Here is a 21,179-nt window from a genome sequence, read left to right as displayed (position 1 = left end):
GTGCACCGGCGCTCACTTCGGACATCCGGCGCGCCTACCCCACCCGGACCGCCCTCCGTGCACCGCGTGCGTCGTCTCGAGATCGGTAGGTGACGCGGTGGGCTGGTTGCCGACGTTGCTGGTCGAGCACTCCGCGCTGGTGCCGCTCGGGGTGCTGGTCGTCGTGGTGGGGTCCGTCGCGTCGGGGTGGGTGGGCCGGAGGAGCCCACGCGTGCTGACCTGGCTCGTCGTCCTCGCCCTGGTGGGGGTCCTCGGTGTGACCCTGGCCCCGGACGACCGGGGGCGGGTGCACGAGGTCACGTGCGAGGTGGGGATCGACTTCCCGTCGTGGGGGAGCAGCGAACTGCTCGCCAACGTCGCCCTGTTCGTGCCGGTGACGGTGTTCGCCGTGGTGCGGTTCCGCCGCCCGGTCCTCGTCGGCCTCGGCGGGATCGTGCTGTCCGCGGCGATCGAGGGCACCCAGGCGCTCGCCGTCGTCCTCGGCCGCTCCTGCACCACCAGTGACTGGGCCACGAACACCGCCGGCACGGTGCTGGGCGTCGGAGTCGGGGCAGCCCTCCTCGTCCTGGACCGCACCCGCGCGGGTCGTGCAGGGGCCGCGACGAGGTGACGCCGAAGGGTCGGGCGGGGAGGGTCTCGGCGGATGTCCGAAGTGAGCGTCGGCCCACCCAGCCCGACTCGGTGCGGTACCCCGCGCGAACGGAGTATCCGACGAGACCCTTCGCGTTCGACCCGGACACGAACCCCGCCGACGTCCCAGCCCAGCACCACCCCGGGTTGGTAGGGTCCCCGGCGAGGGGGTGATCACGATGGAGTTCCTGGACGCGTTGCTGGACCGCAGCTGGTTGCTGTGGGTCGCGGCGGCCCTGGTCCTGGGGATCCTCGAGATCACCGCCATCGACCTGGTCTTCGCGATGCTCGCGGGCGGGGCGGTGGCGGGGGCGATCGCCGACGCGGTGGGGCTGTCGTTCGTCCCGCAGGTCCTCATCGCGGCCGTCGTGGCCGGGTTGCTGCTGGCCACCATCCGGCCCGTCCTGTTGCGCCGCCTTCGGATGCCGCCCACCGGGACGACCGGCTCGGCCGCCCTCGTCGGGCGCTCGGCGGTCGTCCTCGAACCGGTCACCCTCCGCGGGGGCCTGGTGAAACTCGTCGGGGAGACGTGGTCGGCGCGCTCGACCGGTCCGACGTTCGCCGCGGGTGACGACGTCGTCGTCACCGCGATCGACGGGGCCACCGCGGTCGTGGGGCCGATCGCACCACTCAGTACCACCGAGGAGAACTGATGGACAACGTCGTCACCCTTGTCGTGCTCGCGCTCGTCGTCGTGTTCGTGGTGACGGTGATCGCCCGCACGATCCGGATCGTCCCGCAGGCCACGGCCGTCATCGTGGAACGGCTCGGCCGGTACTCGCGGACGCTGGAAGCGGGGCTGAACATCCTGGTCCCCTTCATCGACAAGGTGCGGGCCAACGTCGACCTGCGTGAGCAGGTCGTCTCGTTCCCGCCGCAGCCGGTCATCACCTCCGACAACCTCGTCGTGAGCATCGACACCGTCATCTACTACCAGCCGACCGACCCGAAGTCCGCGACGTACGAGATCGCGAACTACATCCAGGGCATCGAGCAGCTCACCGTCACCACGCTGCGCAACGTCATCGGTTCCCTCGACCTCGAGCAGACCCTGACGAGCCGCGACCAGATCAACGGTCAGCTGCGCGGGGTCCTCGACGAGGCGACGGGCCGGTGGGGGATCCGCGTGAACCGCGTGGAGCTCAAGGCGATCGACCCGCCCGCCAGCGTGCAGGACTCGATGGAGAAGCAGATGCGCGCCGAACGGGACAAGCGTGCCGCGATCCTCACGGCCGAGGGTTTCAAGCAGTCGCAGATCCTGACGGCCGAGGGTGAGAAGCAGTCCTCGATCCTGCGGGCCGAGGGTTCCGCCCAGGCCGCGATCCTCGAGTCGCAGGGGCAGGCGAAGGCGATCACCCAGGTGTTCGACGCCATCCACCGCGGCGACCCGGATCCGAAGCTGTTGGCCTACCAGTACCTGCAGATGCTCCCGAAGATCGCCGACGGCAGCTCGAACAAGCTGTGGATCGTGCCGAGCGAGCTGAACGACGCCCTCAAGGGTTTCGGGAACATGTTCAACGCCCACGGCGGTGACTCCTCGGGTTCCGACGGGTCCACCGGGTCCCGGGCGCCCCGCCCCGCCGCCCCGGAGCCGACGACGGGTTTCGACGAGGTCGTCCTCGAGGACCCCGCGCAGGCGTTGAAGCGGGCCCGCGAGGAGGCTGCGGGTGCGGCCCGCGACGCCGAGGGGGTCACCCGGGAGACGCACCTCCCCGGGGACTGACGGGTCCCGCCCCGCTTCGGCGTGCCGAGCGGGCGTCGCTCTCCCAGAGTGGACGCGTGGACGTCGCCGCGCAGGAACTGCCCGACCGCTCGCCGGACACCCGGCGGTGGTTGTTCGCCGACCAGCTCGGCCCGCACTTCCTCGACGCCCCGGGGCAACCGGTGCTGCTCGTCGAGTCCACCGAGGTGTTCCGGCGTGCCCGCTACCACCGGCGCAAAGCGCACCTGATCCTCTCCGCGTTGCGGCACCGCGCCGCGGAACTCGGCGACCAGGCGGTGTTCGTCCGGTCGGGGACCTACCGCGACGGGCTCGCGGCGTCGGGGGAGCCGGTGAGCGTCTGCGACCCCACGTCCTACCGTTCCCGCCGCTTCGTCCGGCGGGTGCCCGACCTCGAGGTGCTCGCCTCGCGGGGTTTCGTGGTCTCCGAGCGGCAGTTCGCCGGGTGGGCCGACCGGCGGGGCGGGAAGCGACTCCTCATGGAGGACTTCTACCGCGACGTCCGTCGCCAGCACGGGTTGTTGATGGACGGTGCCGAACCGGTCGGCGGTTCGTGGAACTACGACCACGACAACCGCGAGGCGCCGCCGAAGCAGGCGACGCTCGACGTCCGCGAACCCTGGTGGCCCACGGAGGACGCGATCGACGACGAGGTGCGCGCCGACCTCGACCGGATGGTGCGCGACGAGGGCGTCGAGTTCAGCGGCAACGACGGGCCGCGTCGGTTCGCGGTGACCCGCCGGGAGGCGCTGAGCGCGCTCCGCCGGTTCCTGTCCGAGCGGTTGGAGCAGTTCGGCGTCTACGAGGACGCCATGCTCACGGCCGATCCGTGGATGGCGCACTCGATGCTCTCCGTCCCGCTGAACCTCGGCCTGCTCGACCCGGTCGAGGTGGCCCGCCGGGCGGAGGAGCACGGCCGTGAGCACCGGGTCCGGCTGGCCTCGGTCGAGGGTTTCGTGCGTCAGGTCGTGGGCTGGCGCTCCTACACCTGGCACCTGTACTGGCACCTGGGGGAGGACTACAAGGGCCGCAACGCGATGGGGGCGACGTCGCCGCTCCCGGACTGGTTCGCCGACCTCGACGCCGACGCGGTGGAGGCGAACTGCCTGCACCACGTCCTGGCCGGCGTCCGCGACGAGGGCTGGGCCCACCACATCCCGCGGCTCATGGTGCTGGGCAACTGGGGTCTGCAGCGCGGCTACCGGCCGGCGGAACTCGCCGACTGGTTCTGGCGCAACTTCGTCGACGGCTACGACTGGGTCATGACGACGAACGTCGTCGGGATGTCCCAGCACGCCGACCACGGTGTCCTCGCCACCAAGCCGTACGCCTCGGGCGGCGCGTACATCGACCGGATGAGCGACTTCTGCGGGGGTTGTCGCTACGATCCCAAGGTCCGGGTGGGCGAGGACGCCTGCCCGTTCACCGCGGGGTACTGGAACTTCCTGGCCGGCCACCGGGAGGAACTGGGAGGCAACCGGCGCATGTCCCGGGCCCTGGGGGGCCTGGACCGGTTGCGGGACCTCGACGGTGTGCTCCACCAGGAGGCCGAGAGAGGTAGTGGTCCACCGTGACCGACGTCCAGCGAGCGACGGAACTGCTGGGGAAGTCCTCCTACGTGCTCCTCACCACGTCCCGTCGTGACGGGCGCCTCGTGCCGACGCCGGTGTGGGCGGCGCCGTACGGCGACGGTCGCCTCGTCCTGGTCACCCAGGACACCACGGGGAAGGTCAAACGCCTGCGCCGGGAACCTCGGGTGCTCCTCGCTCCCTGCAGCAACCGCGGGAAACCCTACGGCCGCCCGGTGCGCGGCACGGCGGAGCTGCTCGGGCCGGGGGAACTGCCCGAGGTGGAGAGGGTCCTCGCGGCCAAGTACGGCCTCCAGTTCCAGCTGTTCGCCCGGGTCGAAGGGTTCATGCAGCGCCGCGGACGCATGCAGGGCGATCGGGTCGGGGTCGTCCTCACCGTCACCGACTGACCCTCGGCGCCGCGCTGGGTCCTTCCCCGACCACCGATCAGGCGCGGAGGTCGAGCTCGAAGCAGACGTCGTCACCGAGGAGGTGACGACGGGCGGGTGGACGCAGGCAGTCGGTGAGGGGTTCGACGTCGGGCAACGAGATCCCCCGCCGACCGCCGCGGCCGACGACGAGCGGGGCGACGGTGAGGTAGAGCCGGTCGACCAACCCGGCCGCGACCCAGTCGCTGACCGTGGCTCCGCCGCCCTCGACGAGGATCCGGCGCAACCCCTGCTCCCGCAGGGTCTTCAGGACGGTCCGGGGCGAACGGGCCTGCTCGCCGACCAGGTGGACCGTGGCGGGGTCCCGCAGGACCCCGCGGTCGAGCAGGGTTCCCCGCGGGTCGAGGACGACCCGCACCGGGTTCGGCCCCTCGACGGCCCGCACGGTCAGCTGCGGGTCGTCGGTGTGGACGGTGCCGGGCCCGACGACGACGGCGTCGACCAGTGCGCGCAACCGGTGCAGGTGCTCGCGGTCGGCTTCGCCCGTGACGAAGTGCGAGTCGCCCGAGGCCGTCGCGATGCAGCCGTCGAGGCTCTGCCCGAGCTGGGCGACGACCCCGGTGCGCCCCGCGAGCAGCAGCGGCGCGTAGCGGTCGACGAGGTCGCCGCCGGAGCGTTCCTGCAGCCCCGCCCCGACGAGGACCTGGTCGTCCTCGCGCGCCAGGCGCAGCAGGGTGTCCCAGTCGCCGAGGCGGACTGGTGCGTCGATGCTCACCGGGTCAGCTCACACCGGGGAGGCGGTGGCCCATCCGGTCGCGCTTGGTCCGCAGGTACCGGACGTTGTCGAGGGTCTGGGCGACGGGCAGGTCCCGACGGCGCAGGACCGGCACGCCGTGGGTCTCCAGCGCCTCGACCTTCACCGGGTTGTGGGTCATCAGCTCCACGTCGCGGACGCCGAGGTCGCGCAGGACGGCGACGGCCCCGGCGTAGTCGCGGGAGTCGACGGGCAGACCGAGGTCGAGGTTGGCCTCGACCGTGTCGCGACCCTGCTCCTGCAACGCGTAGGCCGCGATCTTCTCGGCCAGCCCGATGCCGCGCCCCTCCTGACCACGCAGGTAGAGCACGACCCCGCGGCCCTCCGCGGTGACGGCCTCCAGCGCGGCGTGCAGCTGCGGACCGCAGTCGCAGCGCAGTGAACCGAGGACGTCGCCCGTCAGGCACTCCGAGTGCATCCGGACGAGGACGTCGTGCCCGTCCCCGATCTCGCCGGCGACGAGCGCGAGGTGCTCGATCCCGTCGGCCTGGCGGTAGGCGACGGCCCGGAAGGTGCCGAAGGTCGTGGGCAGTCGTGCTTCGGAGATCCGCGTCACCGGTAGGGCACGGTTGTCCTCCGCCAGCAGCTCGTGGCTCGACTCCTGGGTGTACGTCACGTCCTCGTCCCTCTCCTCAGGTGACGGTGGCGACGCGCACCTGGCGCTTCACCCGCGCCAGCATCCCCGTCATCCCCCTCATGCGCAGCGGACTGACGGCTCGGTCGAGCCCCAACCGGGAACACACGTCACCCGGCAGGTCGAGCACCACCGCCGCGGGCAGGCCGTCCAGACCCTCCTGCAGCACCCCCGCGAAACCGCGCGTGGTCGGCGCCTCGGGTGGCGCCGAGACGTGCAGGTGCACGGCGTCGGCGTCGTCGACCTCGACGTTGATGAAGACGGGGGACTGGCACTCGTCCACCCGCTCCATCTTGTCGAGGTGCCCCTCGAACTGCGGGGGCAGCGGCTTCAGGCCCTGGCTGAACTCGAGCAGCAGTTGCAGCCGCTCGCGCTCGGGCAGGGCCTGGAAGTCCTCGACGATCTCGGCCATCGGGGCCGGCAGCCCTGCGGTCGGGTCGTCGCTGAGGTCATCCCTGAGGTCGGCGCCCGACGCGTCGGCGGTCACTGGGCCGAACCCTTGTCGGACCCCTTGGCGATCGGGACGCGCACGGCGTTGCCCCACTCCGTCCAGGACCCGTCGTAGTTGCGGACCTGACCGAAACCGAGCAGCTGGGAGAGCACGAACCAGGTGTGGCTCGAGCGTTCCCCGATGCGGCAGTAGGCGATCACGTCGTCCTCGGGGGAGAGGCCCTTCTCGTCCTGGTAGATCGCGGCGAGTTCCTCGCGGGAGCGGAAGGTGCCGTCCTCGGCTGCGGCGCGAGCCCACGGGACGCTGTCGGCACCGGGGATGTGGCCGCCGCGGACGGTGCCCTCCTCGGGGTAGTCCGGCATGTGCGTGCGTTCGCCCGTGTACTCCTGCGGGGACCGCACGTCGACCAGCTTGCCGCCGCTGCCGGTGCGGATGTGCGCGAGCACGTCCTCCTTGAAGGCGCGGATCGAGGTGTCCTCGCGTTCGACGACGGGGTAGTCCGCCGCGGGACGCGCGGGGGCCTCGGTCGTCATCTCCCGGCCCTCGGCGACCCACTTCGCGCGGCCGCCGTCGAGCAGGCGGACGTCGGGGTGACCGAAGAGGGTGAAGACCCACAGCGCGTACGCGGCCCACCAGTTGTTCTTGTCGCCGTAGATCACGACGGTGTCCTCACGGCGGACGCCCTTGGCCGACATCAGCGCGGCGAAGCCGGCGCCGTCGACGTAGTCGCGGGTCACGGAGTCGTTGAGCTCGGTGTGCCAGTCGACCTTCACCGATCCGGGCACGTGCCCGGTGTCCCAGAGCAGGACGTCCTCGTCGCTCTCGACGACGACGAGGCCCGGCTCACCGAGGTGCTGCGCCAGCCAACCCGTCGTCACGAGCTTCTCGGGGTGGGCGTAGGCGGCGAGCTTCTCGTCGGTGTCCAGGGGCAGCGTGCTCACGGTGGTTCCTCCAGCGGTCGTCGTCCTTGCAGCAACGTCCCGGCGCGGTCCGTCGTTCCCAGCCGTGGTCGTTCCCGCTGGCCGCGATCCTGCCAGACCCCACCGCCGCCCCCACCGACCGCTCACTACTGTGGAGCACTGTGACCGGCTCTCAGATGCGTCTGGACTCCCTGGCAGACCGCAACCCGCGGGTACCCCCGCAGCAGCTGGTCGCGGAGCTGGTGCCGCCGCCGCGCTTCGCCGACGTCCGCTTCGCCAGCTACGTCCCCGCCCCCGAGCACCCCAGCCAGGCCGAGGCCGTCGCGGGGATGAGTGCGTTCGGGGAGCGCGTCCTCGCGGGCGGAGCGCCGGCGAAGGGCCTGGCGGGCCTCTTCAAGCGCAAGGCCGCGCCGAGCGGTGCGCCGGGGATGTACCTCGACGGTGGCTTCGGGGTCGGCAAGACCCACCTGCTGTCCTCGCTGTACCACCAGGTCGTCACCGAGGGTGGCCGCACCGCCGCCTACGGCACCTTCGTCGAGTACACCAACCTCGTCGGTGCGTTGGGCTTCCTGCCCGCCGTCGAGGCGCTCGCGCCGAACGCCCTGGTCTGCATCGACGAGTTCGAGCTCGACGACCCGGGTGACACCGTCCTGATGTCGCGGTTGATGCGCGAACTCGTCGACCGCGGGGTGAAGCTGGCGGCGACGTCGAACACGCTGCCGGGGGCCCTGGGCGAGGGGCGCTTCGCCGCGCAGGACTTCCAGCGCGAGATCCAGGCCCTGGCCGGGCAGTTCGACGTGCAGCGCGTCGACGGCGAGGACTACCGCCACCGCGGCTTGCAGCCCGCGCCCGCGCCGCTGTCCGACGAGGACGTCGAACGCGCCGCCGCCGCCCGCCCGGGCGCGACGTTCGACGACTTCACGACCGTGCTGAACCACCTGGCCCAGGTCCACCCCAGCCGCTACGGCGCGATGGTCGGCCAGACCACGGCGGTCTGCCTCCGTGGGGTCAGCACCGTCACCGACCAGATGGTGGGTCTGCGCCTCGTCGTCCTCGCCGACCGGCTCTACGACCGGGACATCCCCGTCGTCGCGTCCGGAGTCCCCTTCGACGCCGTGTTCACCGACGAGCTGATCAACGGCGGGTACCGCAAGAAGTACCTGCGCGCGGTGTCGCGGTTGTCAGCCCTCGCGCGCGAGGGTGCGGCGCCGGCCTGAGCGTCGCCACCACACCAGCGCGACCGCCCACACGAGCAGGAACAGCCCGGCGACGGCGTACCCGACGTACTCCGTGTCGAGGCCGGAGATCCACGTCGCGGCGCCGCCGAGGCCGAGTTCGTCGTGCAGGACCGACACCAGCTGGAGGGTGCCGATGCCCAGCGCGACGACCACCGAGACCCCCGTCACCACGCCGTTGTAGGTCAAGCGCCGCAACGGGTTCGCCAGGGCCCAGTCGTAGGCGAGGTTCATGAAGGCGCCGTCGAGGGTGTCGAACAGGCTCATGCCCGCGGCGAACAGGACCGGGAGCACGAGGACCGCGTACCAGGGCAGGGTCACGGCCGCCGTCCCGGCGAGCACGAGCAGCGCGACCTCCGTCGCCGTGTCGAAACCCAGACCCATGAGCAACCCGGCGGGGTAGATCTGGCGGGGGGAGCGGATCCTCGCGGTGAAACCCCGCAGCAACCGGGCCACCGCACCGTCGAGGGCCAGTCGCTGGTGCAGAGCCGCGTCGTCGAGTTCCCCGCGACGGCGCATCCGGGCCGTGCGCAGGATCCCGACCAGTGCGGCGAGGTTCACCAGCCCGATGACCCAGAGGAAGATCCCCGCGGCGCTCGTGCCGAACACCCCGAGGGCGTCGTGCACCGGACTGCCCTCGGTGACGAGCCCGGAGGCGAACCTCGCGCCCGTGGCCACGACGACGGCCATCACGAACACGACGCTGGAGTGGCCCAGGGAGAACCAGAAACCCACCGACAGCGGACGCTGGCCGTCCCCCGTGAGCTTGCGCGTGGTTCCGTCGATGACGGCGATGTGGTCGGCGTCGAAGGCGTGCCGCACCCCGAACACGTAGGCCGTCAGTCCCAGCCCCCAGCCGAAGACCTGCTCGCCCACGGAGAACTCGTGCGGCACGACGAGGAGACCCAGGACACCCCACCCGAGCACGTGCAACCCCGCGACGACGGCCAGCAGACGCAGCAGGCGTCGGGTGTCGAGGCCGCTCCAGGAGCGGCCGGCGGCGCGGGACGGCTCGGACAGGACGGACACGCTCACTCCTCGCTTGTTGCAAGTCACTGGCAACAAGCGGGGAGCCTAACGCGTCAGTCCCACTCGGTGGGCAGCGACGGGTCCAGGTGGTGGGCCATCATCCGTTCCAGCTCCCAGCGGTTGATGCGCCGCTGCGACAGCTCCGGCAACTCGTCCAAGCCGAACCAGCCGACGTCCAGGGTCTCGAGCTCGCTCGCCGCGACGCGGTCCCCGGAGACGGTGCAGAGGAAGTACAGGTGGAAGACGCTCACCGGCATCGGCGGCTGCTTGCCGCGGGCGTCACGCTCCCAGACGCCCACGACCTTGACCACCTCGACGGGGTAGCCCGTCTCCTCCAGCACCTCGCGGACCGCCGCCTGGGCCGGGCGGTCACCCGGGTCCGCCCAGCCCCCCGGCATCGACCAGAGCCCGTCGCTGCGCTCGCGCAGCAGCAGGAACCGACCCTGGTCGTCGATCACCCCCGCCCGGACGTCGACCTTGGGTGTCGCGTACCCCGCGTCGGTGTCCAGGAGCGCCCGCAGGACCTCGCGGGGCGAGGTGGAGACCGCGGCCAGCAGATCCGCCGCGAGCTCGGTCAGCTCCCGGTAGCGGGCCGCGTCGTAGTCCTTGGCGGGGTCGCCGATCGCGAAGGTCAACCCGTCCTGAGCCAGGGCCGCGATGCGGACGGCGGCCGTGCGGACCAGGTCGGCGGGTTCGCTCACCCGATCACGCTACCCGCAGCACCACCACCGACTCCGCGGACGTGCGCACCCCTTCGCCGAGCAGCTCGGCGACCGGGCCGTCGCTGAACTGGGCGACGACCTCGAGGGGACTGCCCTCGATCTCGACGTCGGCGCCTTCCCCGAGGGTGACGACGACCCGGTACCGGCCCCGGTGCAGGACCAGGGCGTTGCCCGCGACGTCCACCCGGACCTCGCGCAGGTCCGCGGCCGCGAAGTCCGGCACGGCGCGACGCAGTCCGGTCAGCGTCCGGTACCAGGCCAGCATCCGCGCGTGCGGCTCGGCGTCGATCTCGTCCCAGCGCAGGACCGAGGCCTCCTTGGTGGCCGGGTCCTGCGGGTCGGGGACGTCCTCGGCGTCCCAGCCGTGCTGGCCGAACTCCGAGCGGCGCCCGGTGCTGACGGCCTTGCCGAGGTCGGGGTCGGGGAAGGAGGTGAAGAACTGCCACTTCGTCGAGGCGTTCCACTCCTCACCCATGAACACCATCGGCGTGAAGGGGCCCAACAGGTACAGCGCCGCCCCGGCCGCCTGCGCGGTGGGGGAGAGCAGGTGCCCGATCCGGTCGCCGACGGCGCGGTTGCCGACCTGGTCGTGGGTCTGCAGGTACCCCAGGAACGCCGTCCCCGGGACGTTCGCGCGGTCGACCTTCTTCCCCCACTGCTCCCCGCGGAAGGTGGAGAACCGCTCGGCGTGGAAGAACGCCTCCTCGAACGTCGTCTTCACGACCTCGGCGTCGCCGAAGTCGGCGTAGTAGCCCTGGCGTTCCCCGGTGAGCCAGGCGTGCAGGGCGTGGTGCACGTCGTCGTCCCACTGCGCGGTCATCCCCTGGCCACCCTGCGCCGTGGGGGAGACCATGAACGCGTCGTTGAGGTCGGACTCCGCCACCAGCGACAACGGTCGGCCGAGCTGGCGGGCGAGTTCCGCGACCTCGTCCGACAGCTGCGCCAGGACGTGGCGGGGGGAGTCGTCGACGAGGGCGTGCACGGCGTCCAGGCGCAGGGCGTCGACGTGGAAGTCGCGGAACCAGCGCAGCGCGTTGTCGACGATCCAGCGACGGACCTCGACCGACCCCTCGTCGTCGAGGTTCACGGCCGCGCCCCATGGGGTGTCGTGCTTCTCGGTGAAGTAGGGCCCGAACTCCGCCAGGTAGTTCCCGCTGGGCCCGAGGTGGTTGTAGACGCAGTCGAGCGCGACGGCCAGACCCTTCGCGTGGCAGGCGTCGACGAACGCGGCGAAACCCTCCGGACCGCCGTACTCGTGCTGCACCGCGTAGGGGGCGACGCCGTCGTACCCCCAGTTCCACGGCCCGTCCCACGCCGACACCGGCAGGACCTCCACGACGTCCACGCCGAGGTCGACGAGGTGGTCCAGCTTCTGCGCCGCCGCCGCGAACGTCCCCTCGGGGGTGAAGGTCCCGATGTGCAGTTCGTAGAACACCGCTCCGCGGGCGTCCCGGCCGGCCCAGTTCTGGTCCGTCCAGGTGAAGAGCGACGGGTCCACCACGGCGCTCGCGGCGTTCACCCCGTCCGGCAGCCAGCCGCTGCGCGGGTCGGGGCGCGGGTCACCCCCGTCGAGGGAGAACGCGTAGCGGGTGCCGTCCGCGCCCTCGGCCTCGACGCTCCACCACCCCGGACGGGGGGAGTCGCTGCGCCACATCGGCACCCGTCCCGCGTCGAGGACGAGCTCCACCTCTTGCGCCGCCGGCGCCCACAGTTCGAACCGCATGGTGCACAGCTTGTCGGAGCCCGCGCCCCCTTGCGACTTCTGGGGGACTTCCCACCCTTCTCACGCGGCGGAAGGGTGGAAAGTCCCCCAGAAGTTGCTAGGCGCGGACGAGCAGCGCCACCGGGAGGTCGGTGAGGACGTCGGCGATGCGGGCGGCCCCACCGGGGACCTCGGCGCCGGTGAAGACGTTGCGCCACAGGCCCTCGGGGAGGGTCAGGGTGTGCTCGCCCCAACCGCCGAGACGTTCCAGCGACACCGGGAGGCGGGTCGCCACCGCCACCACGGCCGGGTTCTCCGCCGGGCCGCGGGAGAACGCGACGGCGTTGCCGTTGGTCGTGGGGACCGGGGAGTAGGCGCCCATGAAGACCTCGGGGTGGTCCCGGCGCACCCGCAGGGTCCGCGAGACCACGAGGAGCTTCTCGTCGTCCAAGTCGGTCGGCTCCGAGCCCGCGTCCAGCGCCGTCAGGCGGCGGGCGCGGTCGGCGAAGTCGACCGGGCGGCGGTTGTCGGGGTCGACCAGGGACAGGTCGACGAGTTCGGTGCCCTGGTAGACGTCGGGGACACCCGGCATCGTCAGCTGCACGAACTTCTGCCCCAGCAACGCGACCCGCGCCGCGGGGCCCGTGAGCTCGACGAACTCGGCGACGGCGGCCAGAACCTCGGCGTCACCGAGGACCCCCGTCGCGAACCGTTCCACCGCAGCCTCGTAGGCCTCGTCCGGGGCGGTCCACGTGGTGTGGTCCTTGGCCTCGCGGGTCGCCTTCTGGAGGTAGCCGAGGAGGCGTTCCGCCGCGATCGGACCCGAACTGCCCCAGGTGCCGACGAGCGTCTGCCAGATCAGCAGTTCCGTCCGGGCGTCCAGTTCCGCGGCCCGGTGCGTCGTGGCCAGCTCCCGCCACGTGGTGACGGCGGCCGCCCACTCGGTGGTGAACTCCGACAACGTCGACAGGCGGGCGCGGACGTCCTCGCTGCGCTTGGTGTCGTGGGTGGAGAGCGTCGTCATCGTGGCCGGCCAGTCGCGCGCCAGCGCCGAGGCGAAGGAGTGGAACTCCTCCGGGGAGGTCCCGAACCTCGTGGGTTCGCCGCCGACCTCGTTGAGCGAGCTCAGCCGGAACCACCGGTAGAACGCGGTGTCCTCGATGCCCTTGGCCATCACCGGGCCGCACGTCTGCTGGAACCGGACGATGAACTCCGCCGCGCGCGCGTCGTCGGTCGCGACCCGGCCCAGCGCCAGGTCCACGACGACCGCGAGGGTGTCGTGGCGCTCGGCGGGCAGGCGGGCTCCGGCGACCTCGGCGGCGTGCTCCAAGACCTCGACGGCCACCTCCGGTGCCGCCTCGCCCGGGACCACGTAGGCGCGGTACTGCTCGATGGAGACGAGCAGCTCGAGCACGCTCTCGTGCAACCCGCGACGGGTGTGGTCGCGCAGGTCGACGTGGTCGTGGCAGATGCCGGCGAGGAGCTCCACCAGGCGGTGGACCTCGGCGTAGAGGCCGAACTCCGCGACCTCGCGCTTCGCCTCGTCGACGATGGTGGAGAACGGCCGGTTCTCACCGGTCACCGCGGCGTACTGCGCGGACAGCGGTTCGGCCCCGGCGGAGTCCAGGAAGAGCCCGCCGATGCGCTGCAACGCGTCGTAGCCGGTGGTCCCGGCGCACGCCCAGTCCTCGGGCAGGGTCTCGTCGCCCTCGAGGATCTTCTCGACGACGACCCAGGCGCTCGAGTCCCCCTCGCGGGTGACCTCGGCCAGGCGGCGCAGGTAGCCGCGGGGGTCCGCGAGACCGTCCGGGTGGTCGATCCGCAACCCCTGCAGGTCACCCGCGCGCAGCAGCTCCAGCAGCAGGGCGTGCGAGGCGTCGAAGACGGCCGGGTCCTCGACCCGGATCGCGGCGAGGGTGTCGACGTCGAAGAAGCGGCGGTAGTTCAGCTCCTCGTCGGCCACCCGCCAGTGCGCCAGCCGGTACCACTGGCGGTCCACCAGCTCGGCCAGCGGCAGGTTCTCGGTGCCGGGACGCACCGGGAACACGTGGTCGTAGTAGCGCAGGACGAGCTCGTCGCCGGAGTCGTCCAGGGCCAGCTCGCCCGCGGCGAGGACCTGCCCGATCCGCTGACCGAGGACGGCCATGAGGATCGCCCGGTCCGGCACCGACCAGTCGACGTCGAACCAGGAGGCGAAGGGCGAGTCCGGACCCTCCTTGAGCACCGACCACAGCTGCGCGTTGTCGGAGGCGGGAGTGGGCACGGCCATGTGGTTGGGGACGACGTCGGCCACCGCGGCGAGACCGGCGGAACGCAGCGCGGCCACCAGCCGGTCGAAGCCCTCCCGACCCCCGGCCTCGGGGTTCAGGTGGGAGTGGTCGACGACGTCGTAGCCGTGCTCGGAGCCCTTCGCGGGCGCCAGCACCGGCGAGAGGTAGGCGTGCGAGACGCCGAGGGTCGCCAGGTACTCCGCCTGCGCGGCGGCGTCGTCGAAGGTGAAGGCCGGCTGCACCTGCAGCCGGTAGGTGCTCCCGGGCACCACGGTCGGACGGTAGGTCACTTCTCTCCCAGTGGTCCACGAGCGAGCACGAGCACCGAGCGGGCCGCCACCGGCAGCTTCGCGCCCGGGGAGAACGCCGATTCCTCGGTGAAGATCGAGACGATGCCGACCTGGTCGTCGGCGGTGTCGAGGCGGGGGGCCCAGTCGTCGCCGTAGACCTTCTCGGGCAACGTGAACTCCACCGCCTCGTGCCACGGGTTCCACAGCACCAGGAACGAGTCGCCGACGATGCGCTCCCCGCGCTTGTCCGGTTCGGGGATCGCCTCCCCGTTGAGGAACACCATGACGGTGTGGTTGGACCGGTCGGCCCAGTCCGCGGCGGTCATCTCGGTGCCGTCGTTGGTGAACCACTCGATGTCGCCGACCTCGCTCTCCCCGCCGTGCGAGGCGTCACCGGCGAAGAAGCGCCGGCGCTGGAAGACGGGCTCGGTGCGGCGCAGGGCGACGATGCGCTGGGTGAAGGCCAGCAGCTCCTTCTGGGGGTCGTCGAGGTCCCAGTCGACCCAGGACAACTCGTTGTCCTGGCAGTAGACGTTGTTGTTGCCCCGCTGGGTGCGGCCGAGCTCGTCGCCGTGCAGGAGCATCGGCACGCCCTGGGAGAGCAACAGCGTCGTCAGCAGGTTCCGGTGCTGGCGGGCCCGCAGGGCGATGATCTCGGGGTCCTTCGTCTCGCCCTCGACCCCGCAGTTCCAGGAGCGGTTGTGGCTCTCGCCGTCGTTGCCGCCCTCGCCGTTGGCGGCGTTGTGCTTGTCGTTGTAGGACACCAGGTCCCGCATCGTGAAGCCGTCGTGGGCGGTGACGAAGTTGATGCTCGCGATGGGCTTGCGCCCGGAGTGCTCGTAGAGGTCGGAGGAACCGCTGATGCGGCTGGCGAAGTCGCCCAGCGACTCGGGCTCCCCGCGCCAGAAGTCGCGCACGGAGTCGCGGTACTTGCCGTTCCACTCCGTCCACAGCGGGGGGAAGCCGCCGACCTGGTAGCCCCCCTCGCCGATGTCCCAGGGCTCGGCGATGAGCTTGACCTGGGAGACGATCGGGTCCTGCTGCACGAGGTCGAAGAAGGCGCTGAGCCGGTCGACCTCGTGGAACTGGCGGGCCAGCGTCGCGGCGAGGTCGAAGCGGAAACCGTCGACGTGCATGTCCGTCACCCAGTAGCGCAGCGAGTCCATGATGAGCTGCAGGACGTGCGGGTGGCGCATCAGCAGGCTGTTGCCGGTGCCGGTGGTGTCGAAGTAGTGCTTCTGGTCGCCGTCGACGAGGCGGTAGTAGGCCTGGTTGTCGATGCCGCGCATGCACAGCGTCGGGCCCATGTGGTTGCCCTCGGCGGTGTGGTTGTAGACCACGTCGAGGATGACCTCGATGTTCGCCTGGTGCAGCGCGAGCACCATCGACTTGAACTCCTGCACCTGCTGACCGCGCTGGCCGTTGGAGGAGTAGGCGTTGTGCGGGGCGAAGAACCCGATGGTGTTGTAGCCCCAGTAGTTCGAGAGGCCCTTGTCGACGAGGTGGGTGTCCTGCACGAACTGGTGCACCGGCATGAGCTCGACGGCCGTCACCCCGAGGGAGGTGAGGTGCTCGATGATCGCCGGGTGCGCCATCGCGGCGTAGGTGCCGCGGATGTCCTCGGGCACGTCGGGGTGCTGCATCGTCAGACCCTTGACGTGGGCCTCGTAGATCACCGACTCGTGGTACTCGTGGCCGGGGCGGTGGTCGTTGCCCCAGTCGAAGAAGGGGTTCACGACGACCGAGAGCATCGTGTGGCCGAGGCTGTCCTCGACGTTCACCTCGTCCGGGCGGTCGAAGTAGTAGGAGAACAGCGACTCGTCGCCGTCCACCTGGCCCTCGATGGCCTTCGCGTAGGGGTCGAGCAGCAGCTTCTCCGGCTGGCAGCGCGATCCGCTCTCGGGGTGGAACGGGCCGTGCACGCGGAAGCCGTAGCGCTGACCGGGCATCACCGAGGGCAGGTACGCGTGCCAGACGAACCCGTCGACCTCGGGCACGTCGAACCGCTGCTCGGTGCCGTCGTCGGCGATGAGGCACAGCTCGACCCGTTCGGCCACCTCCGAGAAGAGGGCGAAGTTCGTCCCGGCGCCGTCGTACGTGGCGCCGAGGGGATAGGGCCGTCCGGGCCAGATCTGCATCGCGGGGTTCCCTCCGGAAGGGATTCGAAGTGGGCGTGACCGGCCCATCATGGCGGGTCGGGGACCGTGCCACCTCCCGGGGCGCCTCCCGCGGCCGGGCTCCGGGCCCGGTTACGGTGTCCGGACGCCTGCGGACCCGCCGTGTCCGGCGAGCGAGGCGGACCACCGTCTGGACCACCTGCGGGACCCCGAGGAGACGATGCACCAGCAGCCTGTCCTGACCCTGTCGTGGCCGGGGAGGGTGTGGCGCGACGCCCGGGCCCTGGCCACCGCGACCGTCGGGGCCTGCATGCGCTTCCGGGTCACGGGTCTGGCGGCGGAGGGCGGGTTCTTCGCCCTGCTCTCGTTGCCGCCGCTGGTCTTCGGCGTCGTCGCCAGCCTGGGCTACCTCGGGCGCTGGCTGGGAGCCGACGACGTCGCCGCCGTGCGCGAGCAGCTCGCCCGGATCACCGAGGCCGTCTTCACGTCCCAGGCCATCGCCGACGTGATCCTGCCGACCTTCGACTCCGTCACCACGCAGGGCCGGGCCGACCTCACGGTGCTCGCGTTCCTGGTCAGCGTGTGGTCGGGCTCGCGCGCCCTCAACGTCTACGTCGACACCATCGCGATCATGTACGGGCTCGGCGGGCACCGCGGCATCGTCCGGACCCGGATCCTGTCGCTGTCCACCTACCTGGTGGCGCTGCTCGTGGGGGTCGTCGTCGTGCCGCTGGTGCTCGTGGGCCCGCGCCTGCTGCAGGAGTGGCTGCCCGCGAACGTGCGGGTGCTGTCGCACCTCTACTGGCCGGTCGTCCTGGTGCTCTCGGTCTTCTGCCTCACGACGCTCTACCACCTCTCGACGCCCGTGCGGTCCCGCTGGTGGCGCGACCTGCCCGGGGCGCTGCTGGCGCTGCTGGGGTGGTTCCTCGTCTCGTGGGTGCTGCGCCGCTCGCTGGCGCTCTCGATCGCCGGCCCCTCGACCTCGATCTACGGGCCGCTCGCAGCACCCGTCGTGGTGCTGATCTGGTTCTACTTCCTGGCCATCTCGGTGCTCATCGGCGCGGCCCTGAACTCGGCCGTGGACCGGGTGTGGCCGGACCCGACGAAGACCGCGGCCCGCGAGGCCGCCCGGCGCCAGGCGGCCGAGCGGCGTCGCTGGGTCCCCTGATCCCCCGCAGGGGTCAGCGCACGACCCGCACCCGGGCGTAGCGGTAGCCGACCATGCGCTGGAAGTGGCGCAGGCCGTTGGACAGCTGCGGCGGCGGGGTCGAGTCCACGAGGTGGCGCACCCCGCGCTCGGCCAGGGCCGAGACCAGGGCCGGCATCAGCAGGTAGCGGGCGTCGCTGTGGGCGGGGGAGGCGCCCAGGGTGCGGAAGTAGCGCAACAGGGCCCACTCGCCGTCGACCGGGGTCACCGACAGCATGATCGCCTCACCGTCGGCGTCGGTCGCCACCAGCCAGAGGTCGTGCAGCAGCAGGTCGGAGTTGTCGGGGGTGTCCACCCGGTACTGGGTGTCGGCGTGCGCCTGCTCGGCCGCGTTGGCGCGCTCCAGCAGGGCCGCGCGCTCCGCCGGGTCCTCGACGAAGCGGAACGCCACGCCCTTCTTCTGCGCCGCCCGCACCTTGCGGCGCAGCGTCTGACGGGCCGCGCCCAGCACGTAGTCACCACCGTCGGCGGGCACGTCGAGGACGGCGACCCCGGTCGAGGCGACCGTCAGTCCACCGAGGTGGCGGGCCAGCAGCGTGGAGCGGAGGATCTCGCCGGCCGGTCCGTCCCCCAGCGCCGCGGGGGCGACGGGCAGGCGCAGGACGGCTCCGACGGCGCCGAGGGTGGCCGAGGGGTGGTGCAGGGCGTAGCGGAGCGCGTGCCGCCCGCCCTCGGTGGCGCCGCTCTCGCGGTCGTCGACGTAGGCGGTGAGGAACGCGGCGAGGGAGGCTTCGGTGGTGCGTTCGCGCAGTTCGCGGGGAACCTCGGTGCGGACCGTGCGGCCCGCCTCGAGCGCCCTGGTGGCGGCGCCGGCGAGACGGGCTCGCAGGGCGGTGGGGGTGTCGGGGGCGGTGCGCGTCGTTGCGCTGGTGGAGAGGAAACGGACCAGGTCGAGCGCGCGCACGGTGAGGAGCTCCTAGGGCTTCGAGGGATGCGGTGGTTTCGATGGGTCGGTCGGGCGGGACGTGCGGTGGGTCAGGTGGTGCTGCCGAGGGACGGACCCCGGTGCGTCCTCAGCAACGTGTCCCCGGTGGCGACGGGCAGCGGCGCGAACGCGGGCAGCGGTGCTCCGCTGATCCGGGACAGCAGCGCGAGGTGCTCGCGGGCGAGGCGACGCGGTTCGAACCGCCGGGCGAAGGCCGGTCCGGCCGCGGCGGCGTGCCGCAACCGCCGCTGGTCGCCCAGGTGGGCGGCGATCGCCTCGGTGAGGGCCTCGACGGACTCCGGCGCGACGAGGTCCCCGTAGCGACCGTCGTCCAGCAGCAGTCGCGAGCCCTCGCAGCAGTCGGTGGCGACGACGGGGACGGCCAGGGCCAGGGACTCCAGCAGCGTCAACGGCATCGCCTCCGTGCGGGAGGAGGAGACGAAGAGGTCGGCCTGGGCCAGCAGGGCCGCCGGGTTCTCCACGAACCCGGGCAGGCTGACGTGGTCCGCGCCCAGTTCGGCGGCGAGCTGCTCGAGGGCGGCCCGGTCGGGGCCCTCGCCGGCGATCACGAGGTCGTGGTCGAACCCGCGGTCGCGGACACCGACCGAGGCGCGCAGCAGCAGGTCGAAGCCCTTGTGCGAGGTGAGCCGGCCGATCGCCAGCAGGCGCGGCCGCCGGGGCACCGGGTCGGGGGCGGCACGGTCGGTCACGGCCCGTTCCTGCACCTCGTCCACGTCGACGCCGTTCACGACGACGTGCACGCGCTCGGCGGGGAGGCCGTTGGCCAGCAGACCCGGGACGAGACCGGGGGAGACGGCGATCACCGCGTCCGCGTGGCGGTGCACCCACCGCGTGGCGGACTGCAGCTTGGCGGGGACCCAGGCGGCGATCGCCTGGTCGAGGTCGCCCTGGGCCAGGACCACGAAGGGCTTGCCGAGGGTGCGGGCGACCAGGGACGCCGCGAGCAGGCCGTGGCCGATCTCCGAGCCGGAGACCACGACGTCGTAGCCGCGGGCGGTGCGCAGCAGGGCGAGGAGCCCGGTGGGCAGCCGGCGGGCGGCCGGGAGGGCGTGGTGGGCGCCGTAGCGCAGCGCGACGCCGTCGGGGGGGAGCGCCACGGCCTCCTCGCCGTCGACCTCCTCCAGGGCGAAGACGCCCGTCCGGACCCCGTCGGCGCTGAAGCGGGCCGCCAGGGCGTTGACGACGCGGAGGCCGCCGTTCTCCCGGAGGTGGCCCTGGACGAACAGCACGCGCAGCGCCGGGCGGCCGGGGTGTGCGGAGGACATGGCCGTCACCGTACGTACTCCGCGGCTCCGTGACAGGCGTGTTACGAATTCGTTAACCCGTTGGCAGGCAAGGCGTTGGTCCGCGTGGGTGAACTTTCGTGACTCTCCGCGGTTTCACTGGCGAGACCGTGTACCGGAACCCGGGAGGCGTCGCGGGGGCGGCCGGGACGACGAAGAGGGTCGGGTCCGTTTCCGGACCCGACCCTCTTCACGTGCTGGTGGGCGATACTGGGATCGAACCAGTGACCTCTTCCGTGTCAGGGAAGCGCGCTACCGCTGCGCCAATCGCCCTCGGTACCCACGGTCGGGAGCTACCCGACTGCGAGTGGAGGTGGAGACGGGATTCGAACCCGTGTGGACGGCTTTGCAGGCCGCTGCCTAACCTCTCGGCCACTCCACCGTAGAGGCTCACGGCCCCGTTGTGCCGACTTCCGAGCGGACGACGAGACTCGAACTCGCGACCCTCACCTTGGCAAGGTGATGCGCTACCAACTGCGCTACGTCCGCATGCCCTGGTTTCCCTGCCGTTCCCGGCCGGTTCCCCGTGGCGTTGAAAACATTAGCCGACGTCGGCCACAAGGCCAAATCCCCTCCCGGCTCACGCGGCCGCAGGGAACGGAAGAGCTGCGACACGGGAGAACCCGCCGCGGCGACAGTGCCGGGGCGGGTTCGCTCGCGTTCGTGCGTCGTCTGCCGGTGCGTCAGGACACCAGGCGAGCGATGAGCTCGTCCAGGTCCAGGTGGCGGGTCTCGCGGCCCGGGGGGACGAGGGCGTCGGCACGGCGCAGGAAGCGCCGGACGTCGGCCTCGTCGGCTTCGAGTTCCGCGTTGCCGTCCGGGGACGACAGGCGGAGCAGGACCCGGGGGCGGCCGTCGAGGGTGTCGGAACAGGGCCGCACCTGCACGTCGCCGGTGCCGGCGGGTGCGGTCAGTCCTTCCCTCAACAGGTCCCGTGCGAAGACCCACTCCACGTCCGTGTCGCCACCGCGGAAGACCGCGTGGATGGCGTACGGGTCGTCAGCTCCGTAGTGGAGGCTGGCGGGGACGGGGAGTCCCGGACCACTGGTGGTCCGGAGGCGCAGCGACACGTCGACGTCGACCTCGGTCTTGCGGTGCGGCAATGCAGGCACGTCGACCTCCGTGTGTGCTCATGGCCGCTGACGGGCTCCAGCGACCGTGTCCATGAGTTTCCCACCAACTGCGCGCTTGAAACACCCGAACGACGCAAGTGGGACGCCGGCGTGTCGCCCGAGGTTCCCCCACCGTTCGG

Annotated in this window: 18 protein-coding genes, 3 tRNA genes and 1 pseudogene; 7 read left to right on the top strand and 15 right to left on the bottom strand. The window is 71.8% G+C overall.

The window, feature by feature from the left end; translation table 11 throughout:
• The first annotated feature begins 97 nt into the window (after window positions 1–97).
• From AC0I8G_RS07545 to AC0I8G_RS07525, 5 genes are all read left to right on the top strand, one after another.
• Window positions 98–610, top strand: coding sequence for a VanZ family protein (locus AC0I8G_RS07545; RefSeq protein ID WP_471729370.1), 513 nt, complete (start codon window positions 98–100; stop codon window positions 608–610).
• 199 nt (window positions 611–809) lie between these two features.
• Window positions 810–1,283 (top strand): NfeD family protein, encoded by a 474-nt coding sequence (locus AC0I8G_RS07540; RefSeq protein WP_471729413.1) that lies wholly within the window; start codon window positions 810–812, stop codon window positions 1,281–1,283.
• Window positions 1,283–2,353: an SPFH domain-containing protein gene (locus tag AC0I8G_RS07535; RefSeq protein ID WP_471729369.1), complete on the top strand. Its 1,071-nt coding sequence runs from the start codon at window positions 1,283–1,285 to the stop codon at window positions 2,351–2,353. The genes AC0I8G_RS07540 and AC0I8G_RS07535 overlap by 1 nt, the downstream gene beginning before the upstream one ends.
• A gap of 56 nt (window positions 2,354–2,409) precedes the next feature.
• Window positions 2,410–3,924 carry a cryptochrome/photolyase family protein gene (locus AC0I8G_RS07530; protein ID WP_471729368.1) on the top strand — a complete coding sequence of 505 codons (1,515 nt, stop codon included), beginning with the start codon at window positions 2,410–2,412 and terminating at the stop codon, window positions 3,922–3,924.
• Entirely contained in the window at window positions 3,921–4,328 is a 408-nt protein-coding gene (locus AC0I8G_RS07525) for a PPOX class F420-dependent oxidoreductase (RefSeq protein WP_471729367.1), read from the top strand. Before AC0I8G_RS07530 ends, AC0I8G_RS07525 begins: the two co-directional genes overlap by 4 nt.
• 37 nt (window positions 4,329–4,365) lie before the next feature.
• On the opposite strand, the gene AC0I8G_RS07520 is transcribed toward AC0I8G_RS07525, so the two are convergent.
• The 4 genes and pseudogenes from AC0I8G_RS07520 to AC0I8G_RS07505 all read right to left on the bottom strand — a co-directional run bounded on the left by AC0I8G_RS07520 (window position 4,366) and on the right by AC0I8G_RS07505 (window position 7,147).
• Window positions 4,366–5,082, bottom strand: a complete 717-nt coding sequence (locus tag AC0I8G_RS07520; RefSeq protein WP_471729366.1) for a RibD family protein — start codon at window positions 5,080–5,082, stop codon at window positions 4,366–4,368.
• 4 nt (window positions 5,083–5,086) lie between these two features.
• Window positions 5,087–5,677 (bottom strand): annotated as a pseudogene (gene ribA / locus AC0I8G_RS07515) (GTP cyclohydrolase II); the annotation flags it as partial.
• Window positions 5,678–5,753: 76 nt separating this feature from the next.
• Entirely contained in the window at window positions 5,754–6,167 is a 414-nt protein-coding gene (locus tag AC0I8G_RS07510) for a SufE family protein (RefSeq protein ID WP_471729412.1), read from the bottom strand.
• A gap of 71 nt (window positions 6,168–6,238) precedes the next feature.
• On the bottom strand, window positions 6,239–7,147 hold the full coding sequence (locus AC0I8G_RS07505; RefSeq protein WP_471729365.1) for a sulfurtransferase: 909 nt from the start codon (window positions 7,145–7,147) through the stop codon (window positions 6,239–6,241).
• 155 nt (window positions 7,148–7,302) lie between these two features.
• Between AC0I8G_RS07505 and zapE the strand changes: the two genes are divergently transcribed.
• Window positions 7,303–8,343, top strand: a complete 1,041-nt coding sequence (gene zapE / locus AC0I8G_RS07500; protein ID WP_471729411.1) for a cell division protein ZapE — start codon at window positions 7,303–7,305, stop codon at window positions 8,341–8,343.
• Here the strand turns inward: zapE and AC0I8G_RS07495 are convergent.
• The 5 genes from AC0I8G_RS07495 to glgX all read right to left on the bottom strand — a co-directional run bounded on the left by AC0I8G_RS07495 (window position 8,308) and on the right by glgX (window position 16,512).
• Window positions 8,308–9,390: a HoxN/HupN/NixA family nickel/cobalt transporter gene (locus tag AC0I8G_RS07495; protein WP_471729364.1), complete on the bottom strand. Its 1,083-nt coding sequence runs from the start codon at window positions 9,388–9,390 to the stop codon at window positions 8,308–8,310. The genes zapE and AC0I8G_RS07495 overlap by 36 nt on opposite strands.
• Window positions 9,391–9,443: 53 nt before the next feature.
• A complete protein-coding gene (locus AC0I8G_RS07490; protein ID WP_471729363.1) occupies window positions 9,444–10,091 on the bottom strand; it encodes an NUDIX hydrolase N-terminal domain-containing protein in 648 nt (215 codons plus the stop codon).
• A gap of 4 nt (window positions 10,092–10,095) precedes the next feature.
• The gene (gene treZ / locus AC0I8G_RS07485) at window positions 10,096–11,835 is read right to left on the bottom strand and encodes a malto-oligosyltrehalose trehalohydrolase (protein WP_471729362.1); all 1,740 of its coding nucleotides are present in this window, start codon (window positions 11,833–11,835) and stop codon (window positions 10,096–10,098) included.
• Window positions 11,836–11,932: 97 nt separating this feature from the next.
• A complete protein-coding gene (gene treY / locus AC0I8G_RS07480; RefSeq protein WP_471729361.1) occupies window positions 11,933–14,356 on the bottom strand; it encodes a malto-oligosyltrehalose synthase in 2,424 nt (807 codons plus the stop codon).
• A 14-nt stretch (window positions 14,357–14,370) separates the two neighbouring features.
• Window positions 14,371–16,512, bottom strand: coding sequence for a glycogen debranching protein GlgX (gene glgX, locus AC0I8G_RS07475; RefSeq protein ID WP_471729360.1), 2,142 nt, complete (start codon window positions 16,510–16,512; stop codon window positions 14,371–14,373).
• Between the two features lie 199 nt (window positions 16,513–16,711).
• On the opposite strand from glgX, the gene AC0I8G_RS07470 reads away from it, so the two are divergent.
• Window positions 16,712–17,659, top strand: coding sequence for a YihY/virulence factor BrkB family protein (locus AC0I8G_RS07470; RefSeq protein WP_471729359.1), 948 nt, complete (start codon window positions 16,712–16,714; stop codon window positions 17,657–17,659).
• A 13-nt stretch (window positions 17,660–17,672) separates the two neighbouring features.
• Here AC0I8G_RS07470 and AC0I8G_RS07465 read toward each other — a convergent pair whose 3' ends face one another.
• The 6 genes from AC0I8G_RS07465 to AC0I8G_RS07440 all read right to left on the bottom strand — a co-directional run bounded on the left by AC0I8G_RS07465 (window position 17,673) and on the right by AC0I8G_RS07440 (window position 21,039).
• Window positions 17,673–18,602 carry a hypothetical protein gene (locus tag AC0I8G_RS07465; RefSeq protein WP_471729358.1) on the bottom strand — a complete coding sequence of 310 codons (930 nt, stop codon included), beginning with the start codon at window positions 18,600–18,602 and terminating at the stop codon, window positions 17,673–17,675.
• Window positions 18,603–18,673: 71 nt separating this feature from the next.
• Window positions 18,674–19,909, bottom strand: coding sequence for a glycosyltransferase (locus tag AC0I8G_RS07460; protein WP_471729357.1), 1,236 nt, complete (start codon window positions 19,907–19,909; stop codon window positions 18,674–18,676).
• Between the two features lie 216 nt (window positions 19,910–20,125).
• A tRNA-Val gene (locus tag AC0I8G_RS07455) sits at window positions 20,126–20,200 on the bottom strand.
• A gap of 35 nt (window positions 20,201–20,235) precedes the next feature.
• A tRNA-Cys gene (locus AC0I8G_RS07450) sits at window positions 20,236–20,309 on the bottom strand.
• Window positions 20,310–20,343: 34 nt separating this feature from the next.
• Window positions 20,344–20,416, bottom strand: a tRNA-Gly gene (locus AC0I8G_RS07445).
• A 194-nt stretch (window positions 20,417–20,610) separates the two neighbouring features.
• Complete coding sequence (locus AC0I8G_RS07440; RefSeq protein ID WP_328295838.1) at window positions 20,611–21,039, bottom strand: SsgA family sporulation/cell division regulator; 429 nt, start codon at window positions 21,037–21,039, stop codon at window positions 20,611–20,613.
• Window positions 21,040–21,179: the final 140 nt, after the last annotated feature.

The sequence above is a fragment of the Kineococcus sp. AC630 genome (genome assembly GCF_979255925.1).
Note: the sequence above shows the minus strand (reverse complement) of the source record. Positions and strands in the feature narration are given on the sequence as shown.